At 68.5% G+C, this 26577-nt stretch carries 24 protein-coding genes and 1 pseudogene; 9 read left to right on the forward strand and 16 right to left on the reverse strand.

The features are described 5' to 3' along the window. Positions 1 to 2: 2 nt before the first annotated feature. From NE2_RS19415 to NE2_RS37805, 5 genes are all read right to left on the reverse strand, one after another. Positions 3 to 1043: a DNA polymerase domain-containing protein gene (locus tag NE2_RS19415; protein WP_063015078.1), complete on the reverse strand. Its 1041-nt coding sequence runs from the start codon at positions 1041 to 1043 to the stop codon at positions 3 to 5. Then, the gene (locus NE2_RS19420) at positions 1040 to 2134 is read right to left on the reverse strand and encodes an ATP-dependent DNA ligase (protein ID WP_218018629.1); all 1095 of its coding nucleotides are present in this window, start codon (positions 2132 to 2134) and stop codon (positions 1040 to 1042) included. The genes NE2_RS19415 and NE2_RS19420 overlap by 4 nt, the downstream gene beginning before the upstream one ends. 128 nt (positions 2135 to 2262) lie before the next feature. Then, positions 2263 to 2646, reverse strand: a complete 384-nt coding sequence (locus NE2_RS19425) for a cold-shock protein (RefSeq protein WP_039778028.1) — start codon at positions 2644 to 2646, stop codon at positions 2263 to 2265. A gap of 33 nt (positions 2647 to 2679) precedes the next feature. Further along, a complete protein-coding gene (locus NE2_RS19430) occupies positions 2680 to 3786 on the reverse strand; it encodes an SPFH domain-containing protein (RefSeq protein WP_082941099.1) in 1107 nt (368 codons plus the stop codon). A 14-nt stretch (positions 3787 to 3800) separates the two neighbouring features. Then, positions 3801 to 4208, reverse strand: a complete 408-nt coding sequence (locus tag NE2_RS37805) for an NfeD C-terminal domain-containing protein (RefSeq protein ID WP_507756024.1) — start codon at positions 4206 to 4208, stop codon at positions 3801 to 3803. A 24-nt stretch (positions 4209 to 4232) separates the two neighbouring features. On the opposite strand from NE2_RS37805, the gene NE2_RS19440 reads away from it, so the two are divergent. The 3 genes from NE2_RS19440 to NE2_RS19450 all read left to right on the forward strand — a co-directional run bounded on the left by NE2_RS19440 (position 4233) and on the right by NE2_RS19450 (position 7017). Continuing rightward, entirely contained in the window at positions 4233 to 5774 is a 1542-nt protein-coding gene (locus tag NE2_RS19440) for a DHA2 family efflux MFS transporter permease subunit (RefSeq protein ID WP_063028113.1), read from the forward strand. A 278-nt stretch (positions 5775 to 6052) separates the two neighbouring features. Next, complete coding sequence (locus NE2_RS19445) at positions 6053 to 6433, forward strand: hypothetical protein (protein ID WP_063028115.1); 381 nt, start codon at positions 6053 to 6055, stop codon at positions 6431 to 6433. After that, the gene (locus NE2_RS19450) at positions 6430 to 7017 is read left to right on the forward strand and encodes a hypothetical protein (RefSeq protein WP_063028117.1); all 588 of its coding nucleotides are present in this window, start codon (positions 6430 to 6432) and stop codon (positions 7015 to 7017) included. The genes NE2_RS19445 and NE2_RS19450 overlap by 4 nt, the downstream gene beginning before the upstream one ends. A 6-nt stretch (positions 7018 to 7023) precedes the next feature. Here NE2_RS19450 and NE2_RS19455 read toward each other — a convergent pair whose 3' ends face one another. Further along, a complete protein-coding gene (locus NE2_RS19455) occupies positions 7024 to 8505 on the reverse strand; it encodes an MFS transporter (RefSeq protein WP_063028119.1) in 1482 nt (493 codons plus the stop codon). 53 nt (positions 8506 to 8558) lie between these two features. On the opposite strand from NE2_RS19455, the gene NE2_RS19460 reads away from it, so the two are divergent. Beyond that, positions 8559 to 9335: a TetR/AcrR family transcriptional regulator gene (locus tag NE2_RS19460; protein ID WP_084494167.1), complete on the forward strand. Its 777-nt coding sequence runs from the start codon at positions 8559 to 8561 to the stop codon at positions 9333 to 9335. Here the strand turns inward: NE2_RS19460 and NE2_RS19465 are convergent. The 3 genes from NE2_RS19465 to NE2_RS19475 all read right to left on the reverse strand — a co-directional run bounded on the left by NE2_RS19465 (position 9317) and on the right by NE2_RS19475 (position 12525). Beyond that, on the reverse strand, positions 9317 to 9916 hold the full coding sequence (locus NE2_RS19465; RefSeq protein WP_063028121.1) for a dihydrofolate reductase family protein: 600 nt from the start codon (positions 9914 to 9916) through the stop codon (positions 9317 to 9319). The two genes, NE2_RS19460 and NE2_RS19465, sit on opposite strands and share 19 nt — an antisense overlap. A 90-nt stretch (positions 9917 to 10006) precedes the next feature. Beyond that, on the reverse strand, positions 10007 to 10633 hold the full coding sequence (locus NE2_RS19470; protein WP_063028123.1) for a TetR/AcrR family transcriptional regulator: 627 nt from the start codon (positions 10631 to 10633) through the stop codon (positions 10007 to 10009). Between the two features lie 23 nt (positions 10634 to 10656). Next, the gene (locus NE2_RS19475; protein WP_063028125.1) at positions 10657 to 12525 is read right to left on the reverse strand and encodes a Na+/H+ antiporter; all 1869 of its coding nucleotides are present in this window, start codon (positions 12523 to 12525) and stop codon (positions 10657 to 10659) included. Positions 12526 to 12636: 111 nt separating this feature from the next. On the opposite strand from NE2_RS19475, the gene NE2_RS19480 reads away from it, so the two are divergent. After that, positions 12637 to 14070: an FtsW/RodA/SpoVE family cell cycle protein gene (locus NE2_RS19480; RefSeq protein WP_063028127.1), complete on the forward strand. Its 1434-nt coding sequence runs from the start codon at positions 12637 to 12639 to the stop codon at positions 14068 to 14070. A 34-nt stretch (positions 14071 to 14104) separates the two neighbouring features. Here NE2_RS19480 and NE2_RS19485 read toward each other — a convergent pair whose 3' ends face one another. The 6 genes from NE2_RS19485 to NE2_RS19510 all read right to left on the reverse strand — a co-directional run bounded on the left by NE2_RS19485 (position 14105) and on the right by NE2_RS19510 (position 21197). Then, positions 14105 to 15016: an NAD(P)-dependent oxidoreductase gene (locus tag NE2_RS19485; protein WP_063028129.1), complete on the reverse strand. Its 912-nt coding sequence runs from the start codon at positions 15014 to 15016 to the stop codon at positions 14105 to 14107. 100 nt (positions 15017 to 15116) lie between these two features. Continuing rightward, positions 15117 to 16445: a pyridoxal-phosphate dependent enzyme gene (locus NE2_RS19490; RefSeq protein WP_063028131.1), complete on the reverse strand. Its 1329-nt coding sequence runs from the start codon at positions 16443 to 16445 to the stop codon at positions 15117 to 15119. Next, positions 16445 to 17893 carry a type III PLP-dependent enzyme domain-containing protein gene (locus tag NE2_RS19495; protein ID WP_063028133.1) on the reverse strand — a complete coding sequence of 483 codons (1449 nt, stop codon included), beginning with the start codon at positions 17891 to 17893 and terminating at the stop codon, positions 16445 to 16447. The genes NE2_RS19490 and NE2_RS19495 overlap by 1 nt, the downstream gene beginning before the upstream one ends. Further along, positions 17890 to 19203 carry a heavy-metal-associated domain-containing protein gene (locus NE2_RS19500; protein WP_233429827.1) on the reverse strand — a complete coding sequence of 438 codons (1314 nt, stop codon included), beginning with the start codon at positions 19201 to 19203 and terminating at the stop codon, positions 17890 to 17892. The genes NE2_RS19495 and NE2_RS19500 overlap by 4 nt, the downstream gene beginning before the upstream one ends. After that, positions 19200 to 20621: an aminotransferase class V-fold PLP-dependent enzyme gene (locus NE2_RS19505; RefSeq protein WP_233429828.1), complete on the reverse strand. Its 1422-nt coding sequence runs from the start codon at positions 20619 to 20621 to the stop codon at positions 19200 to 19202. Before NE2_RS19505 ends, NE2_RS19500 begins: the two co-directional genes overlap by 4 nt. Positions 20622 to 20726: 105 nt before the next feature. Further along, positions 20727 to 21197, reverse strand: coding sequence for a DUF2599 domain-containing protein (locus NE2_RS19510; RefSeq protein WP_063028135.1), 471 nt, complete (start codon positions 21195 to 21197; stop codon positions 20727 to 20729). Between the two features lie 191 nt (positions 21198 to 21388). Between NE2_RS19510 and NE2_RS19515 the strand changes: the two genes are divergently transcribed. Together NE2_RS19515 and NE2_RS19520 are read left to right on the forward strand one after the other, a co-directional pair. Next, positions 21389 to 22477: a TerD family protein gene (locus tag NE2_RS19515; RefSeq protein ID WP_063028137.1), complete on the forward strand. Its 1089-nt coding sequence runs from the start codon at positions 21389 to 21391 to the stop codon at positions 22475 to 22477. A 196-nt stretch (positions 22478 to 22673) separates the two neighbouring features. Next, a complete protein-coding gene (locus NE2_RS19520) occupies positions 22674 to 23153 on the forward strand; it encodes an HAD-IIIC family phosphatase (RefSeq protein ID WP_030514463.1) in 480 nt (159 codons plus the stop codon). Between the two features lie 55 nt (positions 23154 to 23208). Here the strand turns inward: NE2_RS19520 and NE2_RS19525 are convergent, their stop codons facing one another. Then, positions 23209 to 24924 carry a GMC oxidoreductase gene (locus NE2_RS19525; protein WP_063028139.1) on the reverse strand — a complete coding sequence of 572 codons (1716 nt, stop codon included), beginning with the start codon at positions 24922 to 24924 and terminating at the stop codon, positions 23209 to 23211. Between the two features lie 450 nt (positions 24925 to 25374). Here NE2_RS19525 and NE2_RS19530 point away from each other — a divergent pair, with 450 nt between their 5' ends. Then, a complete protein-coding gene (locus tag NE2_RS19530; RefSeq protein WP_063028141.1) occupies positions 25375 to 26082 on the forward strand; it encodes a TetR/AcrR family transcriptional regulator in 708 nt (235 codons plus the stop codon). Positions 26083 to 26346: 264 nt separating this feature from the next. Continuing rightward, a pseudogene (locus NE2_RS35780) lies at positions 26347 to 26577 on the forward strand (hypothetical protein); the annotation flags it as partial.

Here is a 26577-nt window from a genome sequence, read left to right on the forward strand (position 1 = left end):
TCTCAGCCGGGGGTGCGGGCGCGGCTGGGTTGGACGCGCGGTGGTTCGTTGGGCATCTTCGGGTAGTTCGGTGGCCAGGGGGCGTCGAGCAGGCCGGAATCGAAGTCGCGGCGCGACATTTCGAGTAGTGGCTGGATCGATTGCGGGGTGCGGTCGGCCCAGGGGTCGCCGGATGCGGCGAGCCGCTCGGGGACCGTGGCGATGGTCAGTTCGTCGGGGACGATCGCATCGAGTGCGTCCCAGGCGATGGGGGTCGAGACCTGGGCGCCGACCTTGGGTCGCACGCACCAGGCGCCGAAGACGGTCTTGTGTGGCGCGTTCTGGTTGTAGTCGATGAAAACGCGTTGTCCGCGTTCCTCTTTCCACCAGTTGGCGGTGATCAGGTCGGGGTGGCGGCGTTCGAGTTCGCGGGCCATCGCGACCGCGGCGGCGCGGACCTGGTAGCCGTCCCAGACGGGTTCGAGGACGGCGTAGATGTGCAGGCCGCGGGATCCGGAGGTTTTGACGCGAGCGTCGATGCCGAGTTCGGCGAGCAGTTCGCGGGTGAGCACGGCGACGTGGCGCAGCTCGTCGAAGCCGATGCCGGGGGAGGGATCGAGGTCGATGCGCAGTTCGTCGCTGATGTCCAGGTCGCCGATCTCACCTTCGGTGCGGGCCGGAACGCCGCCTGCGGGAACGTGATTGGGCCAGACGTGGAAGCCGAGGCAGCCGAGGTTGACCGCCCAGAGGATATGGGCGAGGTCGGCGGCGACCAGGGCGTCGCTGGCGGTGCCGTTGGGTGTGGAGACCTGCACGGTCTGCAGCCAGTCGGGGACCGATTTCGGGACGCGTTTCTGGAACCAGGATTTGCCGCCGGCGCCGTCGGGATAGCGTTCGAGCAGCACGGGCCGGTTGCCGATGGTGCGCAGCAGTGGTTCGGCGACGGCCTGGTAGTAGCGCACGAGGTCGAGTTTGGTTTCGCCGCGTTTGCTGAAATAGATCTTGTCCGGGTTGCTGATGCGGACGGTCACGCCGTCGGTGTCGATGTCGATGGCTTCGCTCACGGCTGGGCCTGCGCTTTCGCGGCGGTGAAGACGTCGGCGAGTTCGGCGGGCGCGACCTCTTCGAGTTGGGCGTAGGTGCACGATTGCGGGGTGCGGTCGTCGCGGAAGCGGACCAGGCGCCCGCCGTGGCGTAATCGCCCGGCCATGAGGTGTTCGTAGCGGACCTCGGCGACCAGTTCGGGTCGCAGTGGTTCCCAGGACAGGTCCTTGCCGCCGGTCCAGCGGCTGATGCCGCCGGGCATTTTGCCTTCGGCCCTGGCTTGTGCGGCGGCGTCGGCCCAGTTGCGCCAGGGATGGTTGTCGAGTGCGTCCTCGCGCAGCGGTGCGAGTTCGTCGACGAGTTGTTTGCGGCGGGCGGCGGTGAAACTGCTGGCGACGCCGACGTGGTGCAGATGGCCGTCCTCGTCGTAGAGGCCCAGCAGCAGTGAGCCGACGCCCTGGCCGTCCTTGTGCCAGCGGAATCCGGCGACGACGCAGTCGGCGGTGCGTTCGTGTTTGACCTTGACCATGACGCGTTTGTCCTGCATGTAGGGCAGGTCGCGGGATTTGACCATCACGCCGTCGAAGCCGGCGCCCTCGAATCGGGTGAACCAGTCCTGGGCGGTGTCGGGGTCGGAGGTGACGGGTGTGAGGTGGATGCCCTCGTGCGGGGTGTCGAGGATGGATTCCAGCAGCTGCCGGCGTTCGTGGAAGGGCCTGGTGGTCAGGTCCTCGTCGCCGAGGGCGAGCAGGTCGAAGGCGACGAAGCTCGCGGGTGTTTCGACGCTGAGTTTGTTCACTCGTGAGGCCGCGGGGTGCAGGCGGTTCTGCAGGACATCGAAATCGAGGCCGTGTTCGGTGACGACGACGATTTCACCGTCGAGGACGCATCGCGGTGGTAGCGCCGCGTCCAGCCGCCGCACCACTTCCGGGAAATAGCGGGTGAGTGGCCGGTCGTTGCGGGAGCCGAGTTCGATATCGGTGCCGTCACGAAAGACGATGCACCGGAAGCCGTCCCATTTGGGCTCGTAGAGGAGGGTGTCCTCGCGGGGCAGGGCGCCGGCGGATTTGGCCAGCATCGGTTTCACCGGCGGCATGACGGGCAGGTCCACGCGATCCTCCTCGGGTCGGTCTCACCCATGCCGACGGTGCGGGCGGGAGAAATTCATCGCCCGGCACCGTCGTCATGATCGTAGGCCGAGAGCCGCATCCGCGGTCGCGGGACATTCGCCCGGTCCGGTCAGTTCTCCAGCCAGCCGTGCTGGTCGGCGAATTCGGCGAGCCGGTCGCGGATGGTGATGATCTCGCCGGCGGTGAGAGCGGGACTGGCGTCGAGCAGCAATTCGGTGATCAGCCGTTTGTGTTCTGCGGCGGTGAGCTGGCCGGTGCCGCGGCCGCGATGCCGCGGCGGCGCCGGTGCGCCGCCGACCGCGGTCAGGTTGACCGCCTTGGGTCCTCGATCACCCTCGGTAACCTCGAATTCGAATACTCGCCCCTGCCGCAGTTCGTCCTCGTCCAATCCGATGTCGTTCACATGAACGAATACGTCCGGCCCGCCGTCTTCGGGACGGATGAATCCGAACCCCCGAGAACTGTCGAAGGACACCAATTTCCCGATCGACACCTACACCTGCTCCTCATTGCCGTCCGTGTGCGGTCACTCTATCGGTGCCCCGGAGTGGTTGTCGGTGGAAAGAGCCTTTTGCAGTGAGTTGAATACCGTCAGTCCCTGCCCGACCATTCCGTTGACCAATTCGCCGACGCCGTCGGGTCCGTTGAGGACGGTCAGATTGGCGTTGGACAGGCCGAGCGCGGCCTGTTTGACGATTTCGGGCAGCTGCTCGATCAGCAACTGGTCCAACGCGATCCGGTTGTTGGAGGCCGCGGCCTCGGCCTGGATGCGGGTGCGGTCGGCCTCGGCCTGGGCGAGTACGCGCACGCGTTCGGCTTCGGCTTGGGCGGGCTTGACGACCTCGGCCTGCAGTTGCTGTTCGCGCAGCTGTGCTTCCTTGCGGGCGCGTTCGGCCTGGGCGGTGAGCACTTCCTGCAGGGCGATGGCTTCGGCGAGGGGGCCGGCCTGACTGGCCTCGGCTTTGGCCTTGTCGATATCGCGCTGGTATTCGGCCTGCAGAATCGCGGTCTGGCGTTGATATTCCGCCTGTTTGCGCAGCGATTCCTGTTCGGCTTGGGCGGCGAGCTGGGCGGCGGCGGCCTGAGCGATCTGGGCGTCGCGCTGGACGGCGGCGTTGTGCGGTGCGGCGAGGGCGGCGATGTAGCCGAGCCCGCCGTCGTCGATGGACTGGATCTGGAACGAGTCGACCCACAGTCCGATATTGCTCATCTCCACCTTCGAGGCGACCAGGACCTCGTCGGCGAGTTTCTGGCGTTCGCGGATGATCTCCTCGACGGTCATGGAACCGACGATGGAGCGCAGATGGCCGGAGAAGATGCGCCCGGTCAGCACCGACATCTCGCGTTCCTGTTCGGACAGGAATCGTTGTGCGGCGTTGACCACGGACTGGGTGTCGTTGGCGACCTTGAAGGCGATGACCGCGCGCACGTCGAGCTGGATGGCCTGACGGGTGACGCAGCGTTCCTGGATCTCGGATTCGAACATCGCCAGCGATAGGTAGCTGACCTTGCGGAAGAACGGCATCACCCAGGCGCCGTGGCCGGTGATGACGCGGAAGGGGGCGTTGTCCTTGGCGCGGCCGCCGCTGATCAGCATGGCCTCGTCGGGATCGGGCACGTGATAGCCCAGCACTGGTGTCTCCCTTGTTATTTCGTTGTATCCCCACCCGGTCCGACATCCAGCGGGATCCACTCGACGACATCGACGATCCGGCCGGGATGCACCTCGACCACGAGTACGGTGGTGCCGGCATCCAAGGGTTCGGTGGATCGCGCGATGTACAGCTCGGTGCCCCCTCTGATCGCGACCAGGACCTCCCCGAGCATGCCTGCGCCCCGGATCGGCGATGTGAGCCTACCGGTCGAACCGAGTACCGGGTCTTCTATCGCGGGGAACTCCTTGCCGGACAACGAATGAACGGATGGAGACCAATGTAGTGCGCGCGCCGGGACCGCGCCGCGGGCGGCAAGATGACGGTGGGAACGGACGAATCGGGCGCTAAAAGTCGGAGGTTTCGATATGGCCTCCCCTGGGAACGGGGACTGGTCAAGCAATCGGTCACCTGGCAGGCTGAAGCGGTGACCTCTCCTCCGGATATTCCTGCGGCGACGTCGGATCCCGCTTCCGACACACTCGATGCCGCGGTGTTCAAGGTAGCCGGTGTGGTCGTGCTCGGCGCGATCATGTCGATCCTGGACGTGACCGTCGTAACCGTCGCACTGCCGACGTTCCAGCACGAATTCGACACCAGCTACGCCGTCGCGGCCTGGACGATGACCGGCTACACCCTGGCCCTGGCCAGCGTGATCCCGCTGACGGGCTGGGCTGCCGACCGATTCGGCACCAAACGTCTCTACATCCTGGCGCTGACGTTCTTCATCCTCGGCTCGGTGCTGTGTTCCACGGCGTGGAACATCGAGTCGCTCATCGCCTTCCGCGTGGTGCAGGGCCTCGGCGGCGGCATGCTGATGCCGCTGGGGATGACGATCATGACCCACGCGGCCGGACCGCAGCGGATCGGCCGCGTGATGGCGGTCCTCGGTGTGCCGATGCTGCTGGGGCCCATTCTCGGGCCCATTCTCGGTGGCTGGCTGATCGGCAGTTTCAGCTGGCACTGGATCTTCCTGATCAACCTGCCCGTCGGTGTGGTGGCGTTGATCCTGGCGGTCGTGGTGCTGCCGTCGGACCGGCCCGAACCCTCGGAATCGTTCGACTTCCTCGGGATGCTGCTCGCGTCACCGGGGTTGGCGCTGTTCCTGTTCGGTGTGTCCTCGATTCCCGAACAGCACACGGTCGCCTCGGCGCGGGTGCTGGTGCCGGCCGCGATCGGCCTGGTGCTGATGGTCGGTTTCGTCTTCCACGCGCTGCGGACCGAACATCCGCTGATCGATCTGCATCTGTTCCGCAATCGCCAGTTGACCTTCGCCGTACTGACCGCGGTGTTCTTCGCGGTGGCGTTCTTCGGCTCCGGCCTGCTGCTGCCCAGCTATCTGCAGCAGGTGCAGGGTAAGTCGACACTGGTTACCGGATTGCTCATCGCACCACAGGGTCTGGGCGCGATGGTCACGATGCCTATCGGCGGCAAGCTGGTCGACAAGATCGGCCCCGGCAAGGTGGTGATGAGCGGTCTGACCGTCATCGCGGTGAGCATGCTGTTCTTCACCCAGCTCTCGGCCGACACCTCGCTGCCGCTGATGTGTGTGGCGCTGTTCGTGATGGGGCTGGGCATGGGCTGCACGATGATGCCGACCATGACCGCCGCGATCCAGACGCTGACCCACGCGCAGGTGGCCCGGGGTTCGACGCTGATGAACATCGTCAACCAGGCGGCCGGTTCGATCGGCACGGCGACCATGTCGGTGCTGCTGACCAACATGCTGGAGAACAAACCGCTGGCGCAGGCGGCGATCGGATCGCAGTTCGATCCGACCATCGCGCAGAAGGTGCCGCCCGAGCAGCTCGACACCGGCTTCGACCAGGCCGCGACAGCCTACGCGCACACCTACATCGTCGCCCTGGTGCTGGTTCTGGTGACGCTGATCCCGGCGGCGTTCCTGCCGCGCTCCAAACCGAAACTGCCCCAGGAAGATGCCGACGCACCGGTGCTGATGGGGCACTGACCGGCGAGGGCCGCCGAGCCCTCGTTCGCCCACCGCGTTCGTGCACCGGATGCACGAACGCACCGCATGCCGTCCGGGCGGGACCTTCGGGTCCGCACGGACGGCATGCGTCGTTTCCGCGCTGTAGCCCGAGACGCCTCGACGCTGATCGCTGCTGAATTGCTGCCAACGTTCCGGTGACAGTTGGATCACTTTGGATGAACCCGTGGCGTTTCGAGTTGTACGTTTGAATTCCCAGTTCAAATGCACTGACGAGCGGGTGAACGAAAGGGGCGGTCATGCCGTTGCGCAAGAGTTTGCTGGGATCGCGAACCGAATCGGTGAGTACGAAAACCGCCACGCCCGTTCGCGCCTCACTGACCCCGGAAGCGTTGACCACCGGCGGCCTGCTGCTCACCGGCGCCGGACTCGCCCTGCTCGGTCCGTTGCTCGCGGCGATGCTGATCCGCGCGAGCGGAGCGGGCCGCACCGACGCGGCGGCGACGACACCGCTGGTCCTGGCGATGTTCGCCGTGATCATCGCTGTGGCGGGCGGTTTCGCCCTGTTCGTCTCGGCGTGGCGGCGGGCCCACACTCCGGCGCCGGGGCGGGTGCGCAGCGTCGCCGCGGTGCGGGCGAAATCCCTGCGTTCCGAATTCGACAGTGGCGGTGGGCTATGAGTATCGCCGATATCGAACGGGCGCGGCCCGATCGGCTGCGGTGCCGGCAACTGCGGATGCGGGCCGTGGTCGTGAACGAGTCCGGTTGCCGGGACGCGACCGAGGTGCTGCTGGAACGGGCGTATCGCCGCTGGTCGGGTCGCCGGGACTGCGATCATTTCCCGCCTGTGCAGCGCTGGCGCGCCGTCGAGCCGGGATATCTGGACGGCGCCGAGTTGCTGCCGGGCTCGCTGATCGGCGCCGCGGCGGCGGGGCATCGTCCGCGTATTCGTGATTTGTCGCTGGGAGTGCAGGCCGCGCTCGTACTGCATTCGGGATGTCCGGCGCTGGTGGAGGAGACGGCTCTGCCGGGCTCGGGCCGCGCGGTGCTCGCGCCGGGACCGCGGCGTGGTCTGCTCGTCTCGGTCTACGGTCTGCCCGAGGACGATATGACGCTGGCCGAAAGCGTGCTGGCCGGATACGTGGGGCTGGGCGCGCTGGAAGTGGTGGAACGGTTCTCCCGGTGGCTGCCCGACAATGCCTTGCGCCCAACGGTATCGGTCCCCGCGCGTGCCGCAGGGACCGATCCGCGTGCCGTGGCGTGACCGCGCTCAGCTCGCCTGCGCCGGTTCGGGTTGCGCAGCCGGTTGCGCCGCGCGGTGTCGCAGCAGGATCAGGCCCAGCAGGGCGGCCGCGAGACTGAAACCGGCGCTGATCCATGCCCCGTAGGACATGGCGGTGGTGAACGCCGACTTGGCCGGTTCGCCGAAGCCGAGGGCGAAGGCGTTGCCGATGTTCTCGCGCGCCGCGTCCGGAGCATCGGCGGGCATGTGGGAGGTGAACACGCCCGCCAGCACACTGCCGAGCACCGCGATGCTGACCGCCATTCCGACCTGCTGGATGGTGTCGTTCATCGCCGAGCCGACACCGGCGTGTTCGAGCGGGATCGCACTCATGATCGCGGCATAGGCCGCGGGACCGGCCAGGCCGCCGCCGATACCCATCACCAGCATGGAGGCCAGCACCCACGCGTAGCTGTCGGCGTTGGCGAGGATGACGAACGCCCCCGCCATCACCGCCAAGCCCGCGACGATCAGGGTCTTGTTGCTCAGCTTCTTGCCGAGCGTGGCGCCCAGCCCGTTGCACACTGTCGCGGCCACCGCGTACGGCAGCAGTGCCAGCCCGGCTTTCATCGGGCCGTATCCGAGGACGAACTGCAGGTACTGGGTGAGCATCAGCATGACCGCGCCCATGCCGAACACCATCAGCAGCAGCGTCAGGCAGGTGCCGGTGAAGTCGCGATTGCGGAATACCGCCAGCGGCAGCATCGGATGTTGGGAGCGATATTCCCAGTAGGTGAATCCGGCCGCGGCCACCACCGCGAGTGCGATGACGGGGATGTTCCATTCGCGTTCGATGATCACGTAGACGGTCGCGGTGAGCGCCGCGATCGACAGCAGCACCCCGACCAGGTCGACGGGGCGTTGCTGCCCGTAGGTTTCGGGCATCAGTACCACCGCGGCGATGATCGCGACGATCGCGACGGGGATGTTGAGCAGGAAGACCGACCCCCACCAGAAGTGCTGCAGCAGAAAGCCGCCCAGGGTGGGGCCGAGCACGATGCCGACCATGGACACCGTGGACCAGCCGGCCATCGCCTTGCGGCGTTCGTCCTCCTCGAAGGTCGTCATCAGGATCGACAGTGTCGAGGGCATGAGCAGCGATCCGCCGACGCCCATGGCGGCGCGGGCGGCGATCACCTGCCACGGTTCGCTGGCCAGGACCGCCAGCAGTGACGCCGCGCCGAATACCGCGAGTCCGGTGATGAGCATGCGGCGGCGGCCGAACCGGTCGGACAGGCTGCCGGCGGTGAGCAGGAGTCCGGCGAAGACGAGGACGTAGGCGTCGAGGATCCACTGGATGTCGGAGGGGCTCGCGCCCAGTTCCCGGATCAGTGACGGAATGGCCAGGTTGAGGACGGTGCCGTCGATCATCAGCACCAGCAGGGACAGGCAGAGCACACCCAGGATCCACCAGCGGCGGGGATCGCGCGGGGTCGTCTCCGCGGGTTCTCGTACAGTGTTCGATTCCACTCGAGCAGCGTACGATAAACTCGAACAGTGTGCGAGGCAATTACAGTGGTGCCGTGACCAAACCGTTCAGCTCGGTGTGGACGCGGCAGGCCCGCCCGCCCAGGAGGTCGGGGCTGACTCGCGAACAGATCGTCGCGGCCACTGTGGAACTGCTCGACGCCGACGGCCTCGAGGCGCTGAGCATGCGCAAACTCGGCGCCCGCCTCAATGCCGGCGCGACCAGTCTCTACTGGTATGTGGCCAACAAGGACGAACTGCTGGAATTGGCGCTCGACGAGGTCTGGGGCCTGGTCGAGATCCCCGATCCCGACCGCACGACCTGGCGGGAGGTCTTCACCACCTTCGCCTACAGCCTGCGCGCCACGATCCGCTCCCATCCGTGGGCGGCGAGTCTGCTGGGGCAGCTGCCCAGCGTCGGCCCCAACGCCTTCGCGCTCACCGACCGGCTGCGCCGCACCTGCCTGCGGGCCGGATTCGATGGCACCGACGTCTATCTGGCCAGCGCCCTGGTGATGAGTTTCATTCTGGGACAGGTGATTCCGGAGCTGACATACCGCAAGACCGTCGGCGGTGAGGTCGACCACCAATCGGTGCTCGCCTCGATGGACCAGCTGGCCGCGGACTACCCGCAACTGCGCGCCGACTACCGCGACGCGCTACCGCAGGATCCGGAAGTGGCGCGAGCGCTCGCATTCGACTTCGGGCTGGTCTGTGTCTTGGACGGGATGGCCGCGCGCCTGGGTGAAGCGCCCACGGCCGACCTGGGCCGCCCCGGCCCGGCGCCGGATACCGAGCAGCCGCACCCCGAAACTCAGCGGCGCACTCGATAACGCAGGTGGGTGACCCGGCTGCCGGCCACGACGGCCGGATCCTCCAGCAGCTGCGGTGCGGCGCCGAGATGATCGAACATCGGTGTGCCGCCGCCGAGCAGCACCGGCACCAGGTCGATCCAGATCTCGTCGAGCAGTCCGGCCTCGAGCGCCTGGCGCGCCATCATGCCGCCGTTGACGCCCACCGCCCGGCCGCCGGCGAGGGCGGCGGCGCGCTCGACGGCGGCCGCGATACCGTCGGTGACGAAGGTGAACGGCGCCCCGGGATGGGAGTCGATCCACTCCTGCGGAATGTGGTGGGTGACAACGACTATCGGCCGGTCGAACGGATGCACGCCGCCCCAGCCGTCGGTGAGGTCGAACAGCCGGCGCCCGACCACGAACACGCCGACCGCGTCGAGATAGGCGCTCACATGGTCGTAGTCGACGTCGGTCATCGAGAACCGCACCTCCGGATGGGTACTGGGGTAGGTCCGGTCACCGGCCTCGTACCACGCGAACAGATGCTCGAATCCGGACTCCTCCGGCCCGGCGATATATCCGTCGAGGGACATGCTCGCCCCGCACACCACTGTCGCCATCTGTTCGCTCCTTCGGCTCTCGCGCCGCACTCGGCTCTCACCGAGACAGACGACAGCCGCGCCCGGAAATCATCGGCGCCGGGGCGGGAGTCAGTCGCGATACATCGACCGGTAGGCCCCGATCACCGCGACCAGATGGTTCACCACCTGCTCGCGGTCGGCGCGCAGGGAGCCGTTGAGCCAGGCCGCGAACAGTCCGGCATTGCCCGAGGCCATGGTGACCGCCGCCATCCGCCGCCGCATCGGATCATCGATATCGGTGAACAGATGATCCTGGATGAGCCGGGTGAACGTCGGCATCACCGCGATGGTGGTCTGGCCCAATCCGGTGCTCGAATACGGTTCGACCAGGAACAGCCGCGATTTGCGGGGATCGGCCAGCACCTTGTCGACCAGCACCGTCGCCAGTTCGCGGTCGCGGTCGGGGTCGGCGGCCGCGGCGAAGGAGGTCATCGGTTCGCGGAAGTCGTCGGCGACCTGCCGGTAGAGCACGTCGAGCAGATCGTCGCGGCCGGTGAAGCTTTCGTAGAAGTAGCGGTCGGTGAGGCCCGCGCGCCGGCACACCGCGCGCATGGTGACCGCGCCCGCGCCGGCCTCACCGATCAGATCCAACGCGGCCTCCAGCAACGCGGTCCGGCGCGCCTCGCGGCGTTCGGTGAGCGTGGTACCACCCCAGATGCGGGTGTCGTTGTCGGCGGAGTCCTGACCTGTTCGCACATTCCCGAGCCTAACGGGTGGGTTCAGCCCAGGATTTCGTCGACATAACACCAGCGCCATTTCTCGCCGGGCTCCACGCTGCGCATCACCGGATGCGTCGTGGCGTGGAAGTGCTTGGTGGCGTGATTGCCGACCGAGGAATCGCAGCAGGCGATGTGCCCGCAGGTCAGGCACATGCGCAGATGCACCCACGTCAACCCCTCGGCGACGCATTCGGAACAGTAGTCCGGGTGGTCGGGGGTGTGGGTGTGCGGGGCGTCGACGAGATGTTCGCAGCCGCCGGAGACCGGGGCCGCGAGCGGACCGGCTGCCTCGTCGTCGTCGGCCTCGCTGATCCGGTCGATCGTGGACTCTTCCAGATCGATCGCGGTCATCACCTGTTCGAGGACTTCGTGGTCGATACCGCCGCCGTCGCGGGCGCGCAGCACCGCCTCGCGTTCGGCGTGCAGCATCACCAGGCGCAGCCGCCGGTATTCGCCGCTGGGGGTGACGCGCACCGATTCCGCGCGCCCGAGTTGTTCCCACGCCGCGTGGGTGCGCCGCGCGACCCGGTCGCGCAGGCTCGCCACCACCTCGGGTGGAGTTTCGGGGGCGACCGCCTCGTCGAGGGCCTCGAGTCCGGCGGCGGTGGCCTGCTGCAGCAGCGCGGCCTCCTGCAGGGCGTCCTCGGCGCGGCTGGGACCGCGCAGTTGCAGCAGCCGCACCAGCGCGGGCAGCGAAATACCTTGCAGCAGTAGCGTTCCGCCGACCACGACGAGGGCGAGCAGTTTCAGTGTCGCCAACTGCGGGGTGTCGTCGGGCAGCAGGGTGGCCGCGGCGAGGGTGACCACGCCGCGCATCCCGGCCCACGCCACCACCGCGGGACCGGTCCACGTGGGTTTGGGTTTGCCGCGGGGGCGGCTTTCGACGAACCACGAGAAGTAGGTGGCGGGGAAAACCCAGATCGGGCGCACCACGATGACGGTGACCAGCACCGCGAGAGCGGTGAACACGATGGTGGCGTGGTCGAGCCCGCTGTTCCAGGCGTCGTCGACGATATGGCGCACCTGCAGGCCGATCAGCAGGAATACCGCGCTCTCCAACAGGAATTGGATGGTGCGCCAGTTGGTGCGCTCGGCGACGCGCGAGGCCGCCGACTGCCACACCGGGGCACCCTGGCCCAGGATCAGACCGCACACCACCACCGCGATCACCCCGGAGGCGTGCGCGGCCTCCGCGGGCAGATACGCCGCGAACGGCGCCAGCAACGACACACCCGTGTCCAGCACCGGATCGGTGATGCGGCGTCGCACCAACACCAGCACCGCGGCCGCGGCGATGCCGATCACCGCGCCGCCGGCGGCCGCGTAGACGAAGTCGCCGCCGGCCTGCCACACACTGAAACTGCCCGCCATCGCCGCGATCGCGGTGCGCAACGCCACCAGCGCGGTGGCGTCGTTGAACAGCGATTCGCCCTCGAGCAGGGTGACGATGCGCCGCGGCATCCCGACCCGGCGGGCCACCGCGATGGCGGCCACCGCGTCCGGCGGCGCGACGATCGCGCCGAGGGCGACCGCGGCGGCGAACGGCACCGGCAGCAGCCGCCACACCACCGCCGCGACCGCGAAGGTGGTGGCCAGCACCAGCCCGACCGAGAGCAGGGTGATCGAGACCTTCTTCGGTTTGAATTCCAGCAGCGAGGTGCTGATCGAGGCCGTGTACAGCAGCGGTGGCAGCAGACCCAGCAGCACCCACTCTGGATCGATATCGATCTGCGGGACGAACGGCAGGTAGGAGGCGACGACCCCGGCGACGGTGAGCAGCAGCGGTTCGGCCATGCCGATCCGGCGGGCCAGCGCCGCCAGCGCGACCGCCACGGCGAGCACGGCCACAACCCCGAACGCGATATGCACCCGCCCATCGTGCCAGTTACGCCTGGTAGTACGCGCATCCGGGCACCGGGGACGATCCGGGCGGGTGCGGCCGGTCGGCGCGCGGCGGCGGGGATCCGCATACTGGACACGATGAATGCGCTGCGGACCGGGATGTCGTCGGGACCGATCGTGCGCGGCCGGCCGCGGCGTACGGAATTGACGTTGTGTGCCGCGGCGGTGGTCGTGATGGGTATCGCGGCGTGGATCATGTCCGCGGCCGCGGGTGGTGACGACGGCCGATCGCTGCAGTCGTCGTTGCTGGTGTTCGCCGCGTTGACGCTGCTGGCGCACCTGGCGGTGCGGCAGTTCGCCGGCAACGCCGACCCGGTGATCCTGCCGTGCGTGGTGTTGCTCAACGGGCTCGGGCTGGTGTTGATCGACCGGCTCGACCGGGCCGAGGCCGCGAGCGCCGCCGCCAAGGGGACGGCCGCGCCGTCCTCGGACGCCGCGCACCAATTGATCTGGACCGCAGCCGGTATCGCGTTGTTCGCGCTCGTGCTGGTGGTGGTGCGCAACCACACGCAGCCGGCGCGCTACGCCTACACGTGCGGGCTGGCGGGTGTGGTGGCGTTGCTGATCCCGGCGGTGCTGCCCGCCCGCTTCAGCGAGGTCAACGGCGGTAAGAGCTGGATCCTGTTCTCCGGGTTCTCGATTCAGCCCGGCGAATTCGCCAAGGTGCTGCTGCTGATCTTCGTGGCGGCGTTCCTGGTGGCCAACCGCGATCTGTTCGGTGCGGCCGGGCGGCGGGTGCTGGGTTTCACGGTGCCGCGGCTGCGTGATCTGGGGCCGCTGCTGGTGGTGACGTTCGTGTCGGTGCTGGTGCTGGTGTACGATAAGAACCTGGGGTTCTCGCTGCTGGTGTTCGGCACGGTGCTGGCGATGGTGTACATCGCGACCGGGCGGGCGTCGTGGCTACTGATCGGGGTGGCGATGTTCGCCGTCGGCGCGGTGGTCGCCTATCACCTGTTCGCGCACGTGCGGGTGCGGGTGCGGGTCTGGGAGGATCCGATGGCCACCTATTACACCAACGGCTATCAGATCGCGCAGGGGTTGTTCGGGCTGGGAACCGGCGGGCTGTGGGGGACCGGGCTCGGGGCGGGCCGGCCGCAGGAGGTGCCGTTCGCCAAAACCGACTTCATCATCTCCACCATCGGCGAGGAGTTGGGGTTGTTCGGGCTGACGGCGGTGATTCTGCTGTTCGGGGTGATCACCGTGCGCGGCTTCGCGGCGGCTCTGGCGACGCGGGACGCGTTCGGGAAACTGCTCGGCGGCGGGCTCGCGTTCTCGGTGGGCTGGCAGTTGTTCGTCGTCGTGGGCGGTGTGACGAAGCTGATTCCGCTGACCGGACTGACCACGCCGTTCATGTCCTACGGCGGATCGTCGCTGCTGGCCAATTACGTGATCGTGGCACTGCTGATCCGCATCTCCCACGACGGGCGCACCCAGGCCGCACCGTCCGCGCCCCCACCGGCGCCGATCGCCGAGGCCATGACCGAACACATCCGCCGGCCGGGCTCACGCTGACAATCGTTGCGCGGCAACGACCCGCGGCGCACGCTCACCGTGCTCGGCGGACGAGGTTGTCCGGAAGCCGGCCGGTGAGGAACCGCTCGATCTGGGCGGCGGCCACCGCGTAGGCGCGGATCGTGCTGTGGCTGCCGGTGCCCGCGACATGCGGGGTGAGAAACAGCCCCGGCGCACCCCACAGCGGATGATCCGGCGGCAGCGGTTCGGGATCGGTGACATCGAGCGCGGCGCGCAACCGATGCGAATACAGTTCGGCGACAAGGGCTTCGGTGTCGACCGCCGGTCCGTGCGAGACGTTCACCATAATCGCGCCGTCGGGCATGCGGGCCAGCATCGAGGCGTCGGCCAGTCGGCGGGTGCGGGCGGTCGACGCCACCGCGAGTACCACGATGTCATGGTGGGGCAGCAGTGCGGCTAGCTCGTCGACCGGATACACGCCCGCCCGCGCGGTACTCGCCACCACCGTCACCGGAGTCCGGAAGGGCGCCAGCGCGCGGGCCAGGGCATCGGCGAGGTCGCCGGCGCCGACGATGAGCACCTTCTTCCCGTACAGGTTGTCGGTGGGGCGGGTGGCCCAGCGGCGTTCCTGCCGGGCACGGGCGAAGACGGGGAAGTCGCGGCACAGCGTGATCAACGCTCCCAGAACCCATTCGGCCACCCCGGCGTCGTGCGCGCCGCGCGCATGCGACAGCAGCACCCCTTCGGGCAATGCGCCCGCCCAGCCGTCGGCGCCCGCGGTGAGCAGTTGCACCAGACCCAGTTCCGGAAGCCGGTGAGCCAGCGCGACGGTGTGGGCGCCGGCCGGGAAATCGGGAATCAGCACCCGCGCCGCCTCGGCGCCGGGCGGCAACACATCGTGGCGATAGTGCAGGGCGGTCACACCGTCGAGATGCGCCAGGGCCGACACCCCGATCTCGTGTGGTACCAGCACCGTCACCGCCATACCGAATCACGGTAGCCGCGCCCACCGCCGCCTTCACGCGCGTGCGGAAACGGTGGCGGTGGGATGGCGGCAGGTGGGCAGTGCCCGGACCGGCCGGTGCTCAGATCGCCGGTGGCGCTGCCCCTTCCAGCTCGAACCCGGCATCGCGCCAGGCGACGATGCCGCCCGCGAGGCTTGCCGCATCGTAGCCCGCGCGGGCGGCCGTGGCGGCGAAGCGGCGGGACAGATCACCCACCGGGCAGACGAAAACCACCGGGCGCGAACGGGAGAACGGCACCCCGTGGGCGAACATGTCGTCGAGCTGGTCGTCGCGAATATTGATCGCGCCCGGGATGTGCCCGATCCGGTAGGCCATCGCGCCGCGGGTGTCGACGATCGTCGGGCGGCTGGTGGCGTCGAGTTCCCGCAGCTGGTCCGCAGACAGTTCGCGGACGGTGTCCAGTTCCGCGTCGGTGGGCGCCGCCACAGCGGAACCCGTGCGTCCGAACAGGTCCGGGCGGCGTTTCTTGATGTAGGACAGATATGGTTCGATGCGGTCGCACACGATCAGCACCGCCACGATCGGCGTCGGCCGCGGCGGCAGCTCGCGCAACACCTCCAGCGCGGCGGCGTATCCGGCGCCGCTGGTGGGGCCGGCGAGAATGCCGTAGCCGGTGGCCAATTCGAGGGTGGCTTCGATCGCCCGGGCCGCATCGATGGTCACGATCCGGTCGTAGAACTCGGGCTGGAACAGCCCCACATCCCACATCTCGGTTTCCGACCGGATGCCGGGAATGAAGTCACCGCGCTGCGACACCACCGCGATGGTGCGCAGGTCCGGGTGATGTTTGCGCAGATAGGTGGCGGTGCCGCGGGTGGAGCCGGTGGTGCCGAGTCCGCCGATGAGATAGTCGGCGCCCAGTCCGGCGGCGGCCAGGTCCTCGTGGATCTCGCGCCCGGTGCCGTGATAGTGGGCGTCGATGTTCTTCTCGTTGGTGTACTGCGACGGATGGTGGTAGGCGCCGGGATTTTTCGCCATCGTCGTCTCGATCACCGAGTACACGTCGTTGGGTGTGGTCGGATCCGGGCATTCCGACAGTCCAGGCAGCTCCTCGATCCGCGTGCCGAACAGCTGCAGCAGATCGCGCACCTCGTCGACCTTGATCCGGTTGGTCACCGCGTGCAGGCCCACTCCGTGGCGGGCGCCCAGCAGCCGCAACGCCTTGGCGGTGTTGCCGCTGGAGGCCTCGATGAGTGTCTGGCCGCGCGCGGTGATCTCGTCGATCTCGTCGCGGATCATGCCCCAGGCGACGCGGTCCTTCACCGAACCGAACGGGTTGTAGAACTCGAGTTTGGCATACAGTTGCACCCCGGGCAGCCGGTGCACGGCCGGGTCCAGGTGCAGCAGGGGCGTGTCACCGATCAGATCGGTGATGTCGTCGTAGCGCATCACGGCCTCCCGGGGCGGTATTCGGCGTCGGGCACCACGTGGAAGCCGTCGTCGCGGTAGTCGACGGCCAATTTCGGCGGCAGGGGATGCATCGATGCGCGCGCTGCCGACAAATCCATGTGATAGGCACCGGTATTCGGGAAGACCAGCAGATCACCGGGCTGCGGCAGCCGCGGCAACCACACCTTGTGATTGCTGATCAGATCGCGTTCCAGGCACAGATGCCCGCCGATGTACACCCCGACCGGCCCGCCGGGATCCTCGACGGGGTGGTCACCGGATTCGGGTCCGGGCAGCAGCAGCGGATCCACCATCACCTCCTGGTCGGCGGGCGTGATCGTGTCACGCCCGATATCGACGGTCACCACCGTGCTGCCGTCGGCCGTGCGCTTGACGAATTCCACTCCCGCCACCGTGATCCCGGCATGATCGGCCAGCGCCTTCCCCGGTTCGCACCACAGTTCCAGCAGGTTGTCGGCGAGTACCCGGGCCAGCGGTTGCCCGCCGTGGGCGGCCAGCGGCGCGCCGAGCAGGTCGTCGAGCATCCGCGGCCCCGGCATCGTGTTGGCGTATTTGTGGAAGATCGGGATGCCGTGCGCGCCGGTGTCGTCGATCGTGTATCCGAAGGTGTTGCCGGCCCAGCTCATCGGCTCCCCGCGCCCGACGAGCGATTCCCGCAGCGCCAGCGCGTAGCGGTCGAACCGGTCGGCGTCGGCGGTGAACACCTGCCGGAACCCGCCGCCGATATCGATCACCGTGGGGGCCAGGCCGTGGGCGTAGGCGCGTTCGATCCAGTCCAGGCACGCCTCCACCGCCCGCACCCGTTCACCGACGTCTCCGGAATCGAGGTGAAAGGCGAAGCCGCGCAATATGATCCGGTCTCGACTCGCGGCCAGTAACACCAGTTGTTCGGCCACCTCGTCAGGGCCGATGCCGAATCGGCTCACCGCCGGCTGTCCGCCGGGGCCGGGGAAGCCGCTCAGCCGCAACAGCACCGGGATCGGCGCGGACGAGGTGGCCAGGCCGGCCAGCTCGCGCAATTCCCACGGATTGTCCACGTTCACCGTCACACCGGAACCGGCGAGTGCGGTGAGCAATCGCCTGCCCTTCGGTCCGGTCACCTCGATATCACCGGGCGCGAAGCCCACCTCGCGGGCCGCGGCGAGTTCCTGCGCCGAGGCGACGTCGACGCCGATACCGGCCCGGTGCGCGGTCGCCAGTAACGCTCTTGAATGATTCACCTTGTGCGCGTAGCAGATCCGATGCCGCAGCCGATGCCGCACCGGTACGGCCCGCAGTCGTCGCAGATTGTCGAGATAGACCTGCGGGAACAGCAGATGCGCGGGTGTGCCGAACCGGGCGACGACCGCGGTGAGGGCGCGCGGGCAGTCGAGGTAGGCGCGGACCAGGGGATGCAGCAGCGCCGGTAACGCGGGCGGTGCGCTCATCCCGCGGGGTCCGGGGCCGCGAGGGTCGGGTTGTAACCGCTGTCGCGCAACGCTTCGAAGGCCCGGTGCCGGTTGCGGGCGCTGCGGAATTCGGCGCGCACCTCCTTGCTGATCAGATCGATCTCGTGCACCGCGATCTGCATCGATTCCAGCACGCCGCCGATGGTGCGCACACAATGTTTGCAGTTCATATCCGGCACATAGAACAGGAGGTCGGCCGTTCCCGCGAGATCGCCTGTGGCATCGGGTGTTTCGACGATGTCGAGTCCGGTCACGGTGTGGGTGAACAGGTCCACGAACCGATCGACCACCTCGGGCAGCAGACAGTAGTGCTCGCCGTCGATGCGATGCGGCATCGCCGCCGGGCACGACGGGCGCACGCCCGCCGGCAGCAGTGCGTATTGGCGTGAGATGAGGTCGAGTTCGTCGTGATACTTGCCGATGGCCGCCTCCACCGACAGGCCCTCCTCGGTCGTGGCCCGCCGCATCACGGTGTGCGCGTCGTGGATGGTGGCGTCCTTCATCGCGCGCAGGGTGGCGATGGTGTCGGCGGTGTAGCGGACGGTGCCGTCGGGCTGGGTGTCGAAGGCGGCCGCGATCATGCCGCGCCGATAGGTGGAGGCCTGCTGCTCCCAGTACCAGCGGGTGGCGACCGCGGCGAAGATGCCGGAATCGCGCAGCCCGCAGGCGAATTCGGTGGCGGTCCGGTACGGAGTCGCGGCGGCCAGCAACGCGTGCTGTGCCAGCGCTCGGCCGGTGGCTTCGATACCGACGCGGAAGATGTCGATCGGATCCTGATCGGTGGTGGTCGCGCCCAACACGGCGCGCTCGTGCGGGGTGAGCGTCGCGATCCGTTCGGCGAGTGCGGTATCGGCCTCGAGGCTGTGCCACAGGGCGAGCACGGTTTCGCGGACCGCGACCGGCACGATCGGCCCGAGACCGTCGGCGCGGACGTGGCCGGTATTGGGTATGCCGTCGCTGTCGGTCCACACCACCCGATGGGTGGCGCTGGTGACCTGATCGGCGCGGCACGGGCGCATGAACGATTCCAGATACATCCGCTGCGACAGCGTCAGGTGGCTGCCCGGTTCGGGTCGCACCGGCGTGCGGGTCACCGCGATGGTGCGCGCCGCGGTGGGTGCGGCGGCGGTGAACAGGCCGGGACGGGCCAGTTCGGCGAGAATCCGGGACGCGCTGCGGCGGTCGTAATCCGATGCGTTGCTCTGCGGTGCGCCGCCGGCGTCGGACCCGGACTCCGGTTCGGGGTCGGCGGTGGAGACGGCTGCGGCGGTTTCGCGGCGTGTGGTCATCGGACCTCCGTGGCGATGGTGGTGAGGCAACCGAGGAAACGGTCGATCTCCTCGGCCGTGGTGTAGACGTGGGTACTCACGCGCACCGAATCGGCTTCGGCCGCAATCATTTCGGCGTCCTCGCTCACGGTGTCGGTGGGGACGCAGTGCGCGCCGGTGCGTACCAGGAAACCCAGTTCCGCGAGCACGAAGCCGAGATCGGTGGCGGTGATCCCACCGAGGGTGAACGACACGATGCCGTACCCGGTGTCGCACGGGGCGTGGCCGGGGCCGGGCAGCAGGCGCAGCCCCGGTAGTGCGCGCATGCCGTCGAGGAGGCGGCGGGTCAGCATCCGGTTGTGCCGTTCGACGGCGTCGATGCCGATCGAGTCGAGTACCCGCAGGGCGGCGCCGAGGGCCAGGATGCCCGGGATGTTGTGGGTTCCGCCTTCGAGCCGATGCGGCATCCGAGCCGGCAACAGCGCCGAATCGCGCACGCTGACACCGGAGTTGCCGCCCGGCAGGAACGGGCTCAGCTGGTCGTGGATGCGGCGGTGGCAGAACAGCACCCCCGTGCCGGGCGCGGCGAACATCTTGTGCGCCGACAGCACCGCGAAATCCGCGCCCAGCTCACGGACATCGATCGGGATGTGCCCGGCGCTCTGGCTGCAGTCGAAACACACGGCCACCCGGGCGTCGATGCGGCCGCGCAGCTCCTCGAGAGTGGTGCGCGCGCCGTAGACGTGGTGCAGGTGGCTGAGGGTCAGCAGCCGGGTGCGCGGCCCGAGTTTGGCGGCGATGTCGTCGATATCGGCCTCGCCCAGTGCGGTGGTCCGATAGGGGATCAGTCGCACCCGGCGGCCGAAGTGGGCGAGTGTGGCCCGCAGCTGCAGCCACGGGTACACGTTGGAGGCGTGATCGCGTGGGCTGTAGAGGATTTCGTCGCCGTCGGCGAGGGTGGTCAGCCCCCAGGCGAGGGCGACCGCGTTGAGGCCGGCCGTGGCGCCCGCGGTGAACACCACCTCGTCCGGCTCGGCGTGCAGGAAGCGAGCGGTATCGGCGCGCACCTGTTCGATCGCGCGGGTCAGCGTCGTCGCCCACGGGTAGGTGCCGCGGCCGGAATTGGCGGTGTGGCGGCGGTGATAGCCCTCGATCGCCTCGATTACCGGCAGCGGTTTCTGCGTCGTCGCGGCGCTGTCCAGATAGACCGGTCCGTCGCCGGTGAGCGCGGGGAAGAGATCGCGGACGGCTGCCGGGGCAATGGCCTCGCCGGACGGGCGGGAACGCGCACCCGCAGGGGGCGAAGGGATCCGGGTGATGGTGTGCGCGGGAGTGGGTGCGGAGGCCGGGGCGCTCGCCGGGTGGGCGTGCGCGGGCCGAGGGATCGGCGACCGCAACGTGACGCTCCCTTCGGCTCGTACGCTGGCGACCACATCCACGATACCTATCGTCGCGGTCTCCTTCGAAGCCGGTCGCGGACAACACATTTCACCGGTCGATCGTCCAGAGGCGCGAATCGTGGCCGGAGCAGGCCGGTTTCGCGATCAGTTGCCGGCCGGGTCGGGACCCCCGGGATTGCACATCGCCTGGACGGTGGCCTGGTAGCCGACGGCCGGCCGCCACGGTTCCAGATTCCAGCTCGGCTTGTTCGGTGCGACCATTCGCGCCCACACCCAGTGGCATCGGAACTGGTCGTACATGCCCGGCGAGTCGGCGTCGGGGGAGTCGGCGAGCACCTCCGACCAGGCGCGGTCCAGGGCGGCGGGGAATTGGTCGGCGCGACCGGCGGCGGTCGGATAGACGTGCAGGCGGCGGCCGTCGGGGTCGTCGGTCCATTCGGTGTGATCGATCAGCGAGCTGCCGGCGAACGGATCGGTGGTGGGTTCGGCGGGCGGCGCGCTGGTCGGTGCCTCGGAAGTGCGCACGGCAGTGGTCGTTGCGGGCGCGGGGGATTCGGTGCTCGCCGAGTCGTCGCCGCATCCGGCGACCGCGAGCACGGCCGACACCACCACCACCGCTGCCGCCGCGGGCCCTCGCGGCCCGCGACCGGGTGCTCGTCGTGCCCCCGACCTCATCCGCGTCCCTTTCGACGTCGCGATCCACCGTCGCCGCTCACGCTACCCGCCACGCCCGGGCGCACCGGAACCGGCGGGGCCGCCCGCCCGTGTTGCCCGAATACCGCCGGGAGTCGACGTAGAGTGGGAGGGTGGCCGCTCAGTTGACCAAGGGACAGGTGGATCGTCTGACCCACGACGAGGTCGTCGTATCCGTCCGGCACAGCGAACCCGTCGATGTCTCGGCGCTGCTGCTGAATTCGGCCGGCAGGGTCCGTGACGAAACCGATCTGATCTTCTACAACCAGCCCGCAGCGCACGGGGTGCGCCTGGCCTCCGGCCGCCCGGAGTTGTCGATCGGATTGCGTTCGCTCCCACCGGAAATCGAGCATGTGCGCATCGTGGCCTCGCTCGAGGATCAGCAGGATCGTTTCAGCGATTACGCGCCGCCGCAGCTGATCGTGGCCGATTCGAGCGGAAATGCGGTGTACGAGTACACCGTCGACGGCCTGGGTGAGGAACCGGCGGTGATCGTCGCCGATCTGGACCGTGTGGGCAGCACCTGGCAGGTGCGTCCGCTCGGGCACGGATTCCCGGCCGGGTTCGCGGCGCTGGTGACCGCGCACGGTGTCGCGGTGGGCGGCGGGGCCGACGAGTTGCCCTATCGCGGACCGGCGGTGCTGGCGCCCGGCCAGGAGGTGGCGCTCAACCAGATCCGCAAGGGTGAGCTGTCGATGGTGAAGATGGGTGTCGGATGGGATCCGATGAAGGTGCACGGCCCGCGCGGGCTGCGCGCACTCGAGATCGACCTGGACGCCTCGGCGCTGCTGTTCGTCGGGCAGACACTCGTGGATGTGGCGTTCTACCAGCAGCTTTCCTCCCGTGACGGTGCGGTGCGCCACTCCGGGGACAACCTGACCGGCGATGGTAAGGGCGACGACGAGGTCATCACCGTGGATCTGGCCCGGCTGCCGGCGCAGGTGACGTCGGTGGTTTTCGTGGTCACCTCGTATGCGGGGCATACCTTCGAACGCATTCGAAACGGCTACTGGCGCATGATCGACGGTTCGTCGACCGCCGAGCTGGCGCGGGGCAATCTGCGCGGCGGTGGTCCGCACACCGGCATGGTGGTGGCGAAGGTGTATCGCGACGGAGGCGTGTGGCGGGTGGCCTCGATCGGCGCCCCCATCCAGGCCGGCCATCCGGTGGAGGCCGTCCCGCTGGTGACACCGACGCTGTGAGCCGTGCCGCGAGCCAGTGATTTGCCAGGGCTGGTGTGCGCGGCCCCGCATCCCTACTATGACCTCTCGCGGGACCGGCCCAGGAAAGCGGGGGCTTGTCCGGCACAATCGGTACCTGGATGGTGGCGGTACCCATCGGCTGTGCCCCGCGGTGTGGCCGATGTGGGTGTTGAGGAGAGTGGACCGTAGGGGCGAGATGACAGCACCGGCAGTGAAATGTCTTGTCTGGGAACTGGACAACACCATGTGGGACGGTGTGGTCTGCGATTCGACCAGTGGTGCACTGCGCCCGGACGCGGTGCGGGCGCTGCATACGCTGACCGGCCGGGGCGTGATGCACGCCGTGGCCAGCCGCGGCGAATGGTCCTGGACGACCGACAAATTGGAACGTCACGGCCTGCACGGGCTGTTCGCCGCCGTCGAGGTCGGGTGGGGTCGCAAATCGGCGGCGATCACGCGGATCGCGGCACAGTTGCGGATCGAACTCGACGCGATCGGCTACATCGACGCCGAGGCCATGGAGCGCAGCGAGGTCGCCCACGCGCTACCGCAGGTGCGCTGCTATGCCGGGCGGCACGTCGATGTGCTCACCGCGCTGCAGGAATTCCGGGCGCCGCTGACCTCGGCGCCGCCGCCGACCTCGCCGATGGGCTTCGCCCACATCTCCGCGAACTGAACCGGCCGCCGCGGCGAGAGATCGCCACGGCGGCCGGATCGCGGGTGCGGGTGAATCAGGCGCTGTCGCGCTTGATTTCGACGATCGGCAGCACCAGCGCCGCCGGCGCCGAGGCCGGAACCACCGGCTGCCGCGGCGCGACCGGGGAAATGCGCTGGTAGGGGCTGTCCTGCGGCGGGCGGGTGTCCTGTTCGCCCTTGTTCGGCCACAGTGCGGCCGCACGTTCGGCCTGCGCGGTGATCGTCAGCGACGGGTTCACACCGAGATTCGCCGATACCGCCGCGCCGTCGACCACACTGAGCGTCGGATAGCCGTAGACGCGGTGGTAGGGGTCGATGACACCGTGATCGGCGTCGGCGCCGATCACCGCGCCGCCCAGGAAGTGGGCGGTCAGCGGGATGTTGAACACCTCGCCCCAGGTGCCGCCCGCGGTGCCGCCGATCTTCTCCGCCACGCGGCGGGTCACATCGTTGCCGGCCGGGATCCAGGTCGGATTCGGTTCGCCGTGGCCCTGTTTGGAGGTCAGCTTGCGGCCGAACACACCGCGCTTGGTGTAGGTGGTGATGGAGTTGTCCAGATGCTGCATCACCAGCGAGATGACCGTGCGCTCGCTCCAGTTGCGCACGCTGAGCATCCGCAGCAGGGTCAGCGGATGGCGCAGCACTTCCAGCAGGAATCGCAGCCAGCGTGGGATCCGTCCGCCGCCGTCGACCATCAGTGTCTGCAGCAGGCCCATCGAATTGGATCCCTTGCCGTAGCGGACCGGTTCGATGTGGGTGTCTGGGGTGGGGTGGATGGAGGAGGTGATGGCCACACCGCGGGTGAAGTCGCGCTCTGGGTCCACTGTCGGGGTCGCCGCGCCCAGAATGGATTCGGAGTTGGTGCGGGTCAGCTCGCCCAGCCGTGGCGACAGCTGCGGGAGAATTCCCTTGTCGCGCATGTCGAACAGCAGCTTCTGGGTGCCGCGGGTGCCGGCGGCGAGGACGACGTGTCCGGCGGTGTAGGAGGCCGGTGATCTGCGGATCTTCGCGCCGGTGCGGCGGGTGTCGACCTGCCAGCTGCCGTCGGGCAGCGGCCGCACCGCGGTGACCGTGGTCAGCGGCAGCACCTGGGCACCGGCCTGCTCGGCCAGATACAGGTAGTTCTTCACCAGCGTGTTCTTGGCACCATGGCGGCAGCCGGTCATACATTCGCCGCATTCCAGGCAGCCGGTGCGCTGTGGGCCGACACCGCCGAAATACGGGTCGTCCACGGTTTTTCCGGGCTCGCCGAAGAACACGCCCACCGGGGTCTGTACGAAGGTGTCACCGACGCCCATGTCGTCGGCGACCTGCTTGAACACCTCGTCGGCGGGGGTGATGTGCGGATTACGCACCACGCCCAGCATTTTGGTGGCCTGCTCGTAGTAGGGCGTCAGTTCGGCGCGCCAATCGGTGATGTCGCGCCACTGGTTGTCCTGGAAGAACGGTTCCGGCGGCACATAGAGGGTGTTGGCGTAGTTGAGCGAGCCGCCGCCGACGCCCGCGCCGCCGAGGATCAGTACATCGCGCAGTAGGTGGATGCGCTGGATCCCGTAGCAGCCCAGGGCGGGCGCCCACAGGAATTTGCGGAGGTCCCAGCTGGTTTCGGGCAGTTCGTCGTCGGCGAAGCGGCGACCGGCCTCGAGAATGCCGACCCGGTAACCCTTCTCGACCAGCCGCAGCGCGGTGACGCTGCCGCCGAATCCGGAGCCGACGATCAGGACGTCGAAATCGGTGTCGCGCGCGGTCATGGCCGCTCCTGCCGGGTGCGGGCCACCCGCAACCGGTCGGCCCCGTGAACGGGCTGCGCATGGTGTCTCATCGGGCCTCCGTGAGTGTGTGTCGCCGGTGACGAATATCAACGCTACTACCGAGTATTTTAGGTGTGTCCCCCGGTATCCCTAAACAATGTCGCGCCTGCTCATGGCGCGGATCGAGGGAAAATCGGCGCGTGACCGGGTGGCTGGCGCGGCAGGTCCGGCCGAGTCGCGGTCCGGGTCGGCGGCGACGGCGGGGCGAGCGGCGATCTCGAATCGATCAGGTGTCGATCTCCTCGCATTTGTTCGCCGGTCGGTGGCCGGGCACGCTCATTACCGGCGGGTAACAGTAATCTGCGTCACGATTTGTGACAAGTACGACTCGCATCGCCAGATCGCCGATCACTCTGGTAAGCACCGCTCTCTATATGGCAGGGTGGGGGTATGAGCACTCCCCGATCCCGCGCCCGCGCCCGCACGATGGACGAGATCGTGCGCATCGGCCGTGACCATCTGGCGGTGCACGGCGCCGCGGCGCTGTCGCTGCGCGCTGTCGCCCGCGACCTCGGCGTGGTCTCCTCGGCGGTGTACCGCTACGTGCGCAGCCGCGACGAACTGCTGACCATGCTCGTCGTCGACGGCTACACCGAACTGGCCGACGCCGTCGACGCCGCCCTGGCCGGCGCACCCGCCGACGGCGCTGCCCGGCTGCGGGTGCTGGCCCACGCCGTGCGCGAATGGGCGCTGGCCGAACCGGCCCGCTACGGCTTGCTGTTCGGCACCCCCGTCCCCGGCTACGACGCACCTGCCCAGGAGACGACCGCCCCCGGCACCCGGGTGATCGGATCACTGCTCGCCATCGTCGAAAACGCTTGTCGCGCAGGAGAGCTCACGACGCCGGACCCCGTCCCGGAGACCCCGGCCGAACTGGCCGCCGATATCGAGCGCATCCGGGCCGAATTCGGGCTGGAGCTGCCGGACTGGGCGATGGTGCGCACGCTGACGGTGTGGACCGGCCTGTTCGGCGCGGTGAGCTTCGACGTGTTCGACATGTACGGCGCGCAGACCTTCACCGACCGCACCCAGGTTTTCGACATCCACCTGGACAATCTGTGCGCGATCCTCGGATTCCGCGCTGCCCCAGCGGACTAGCCTGCGCGGCGGGTATGCATTCGTGACCGCCATCGTGCAGGATGTCACAACCCGATAAAGCTCATTCTCAGCTTTCCCATATCCGGGAATGAAAGACTGAACGGCGAAATGAACGACGAAACCGAACCGATCCCGGTGGTGGACCCCCGCGGTGGCAGCGGCCGATCGCGGCACGCGCGACCCGACGACGAGTCGCCGCACGATCGGTCCGGTCGACATAGCCCCCGCACGGTCCGGGCGGCCACTCCGCCCTGGAGTCGCGGCATGGCCGCACCCGCCGACCAGCGAGACAGCGAACGCACCCGCCGAGCAGCCCCGCCGCCGCATCGTCCGGGACGACGGGAACAACCCGACGCCGCCGCCGAACCGAGCCCCCGGCGTCGTCCCGCACCCGCGCAGGCCCCCGCACCCGAACGCGGCGACACCGAACCGCGGCGCCGAGCCACCCGCGTCGCACCGACCGCCGCCGGCGCCGCGGCAGAGACCGTGGCCGCC

Origin of the sequence: Nocardia elegans NBRC 108235 (assembly GCF_001612845.1) — a bacterium.
In the GTDB taxonomy this organism is placed as follows: Bacteria; Actinomycetota; Actinomycetes; order Mycobacteriales; family Mycobacteriaceae; genus Nocardia; species Nocardia nova.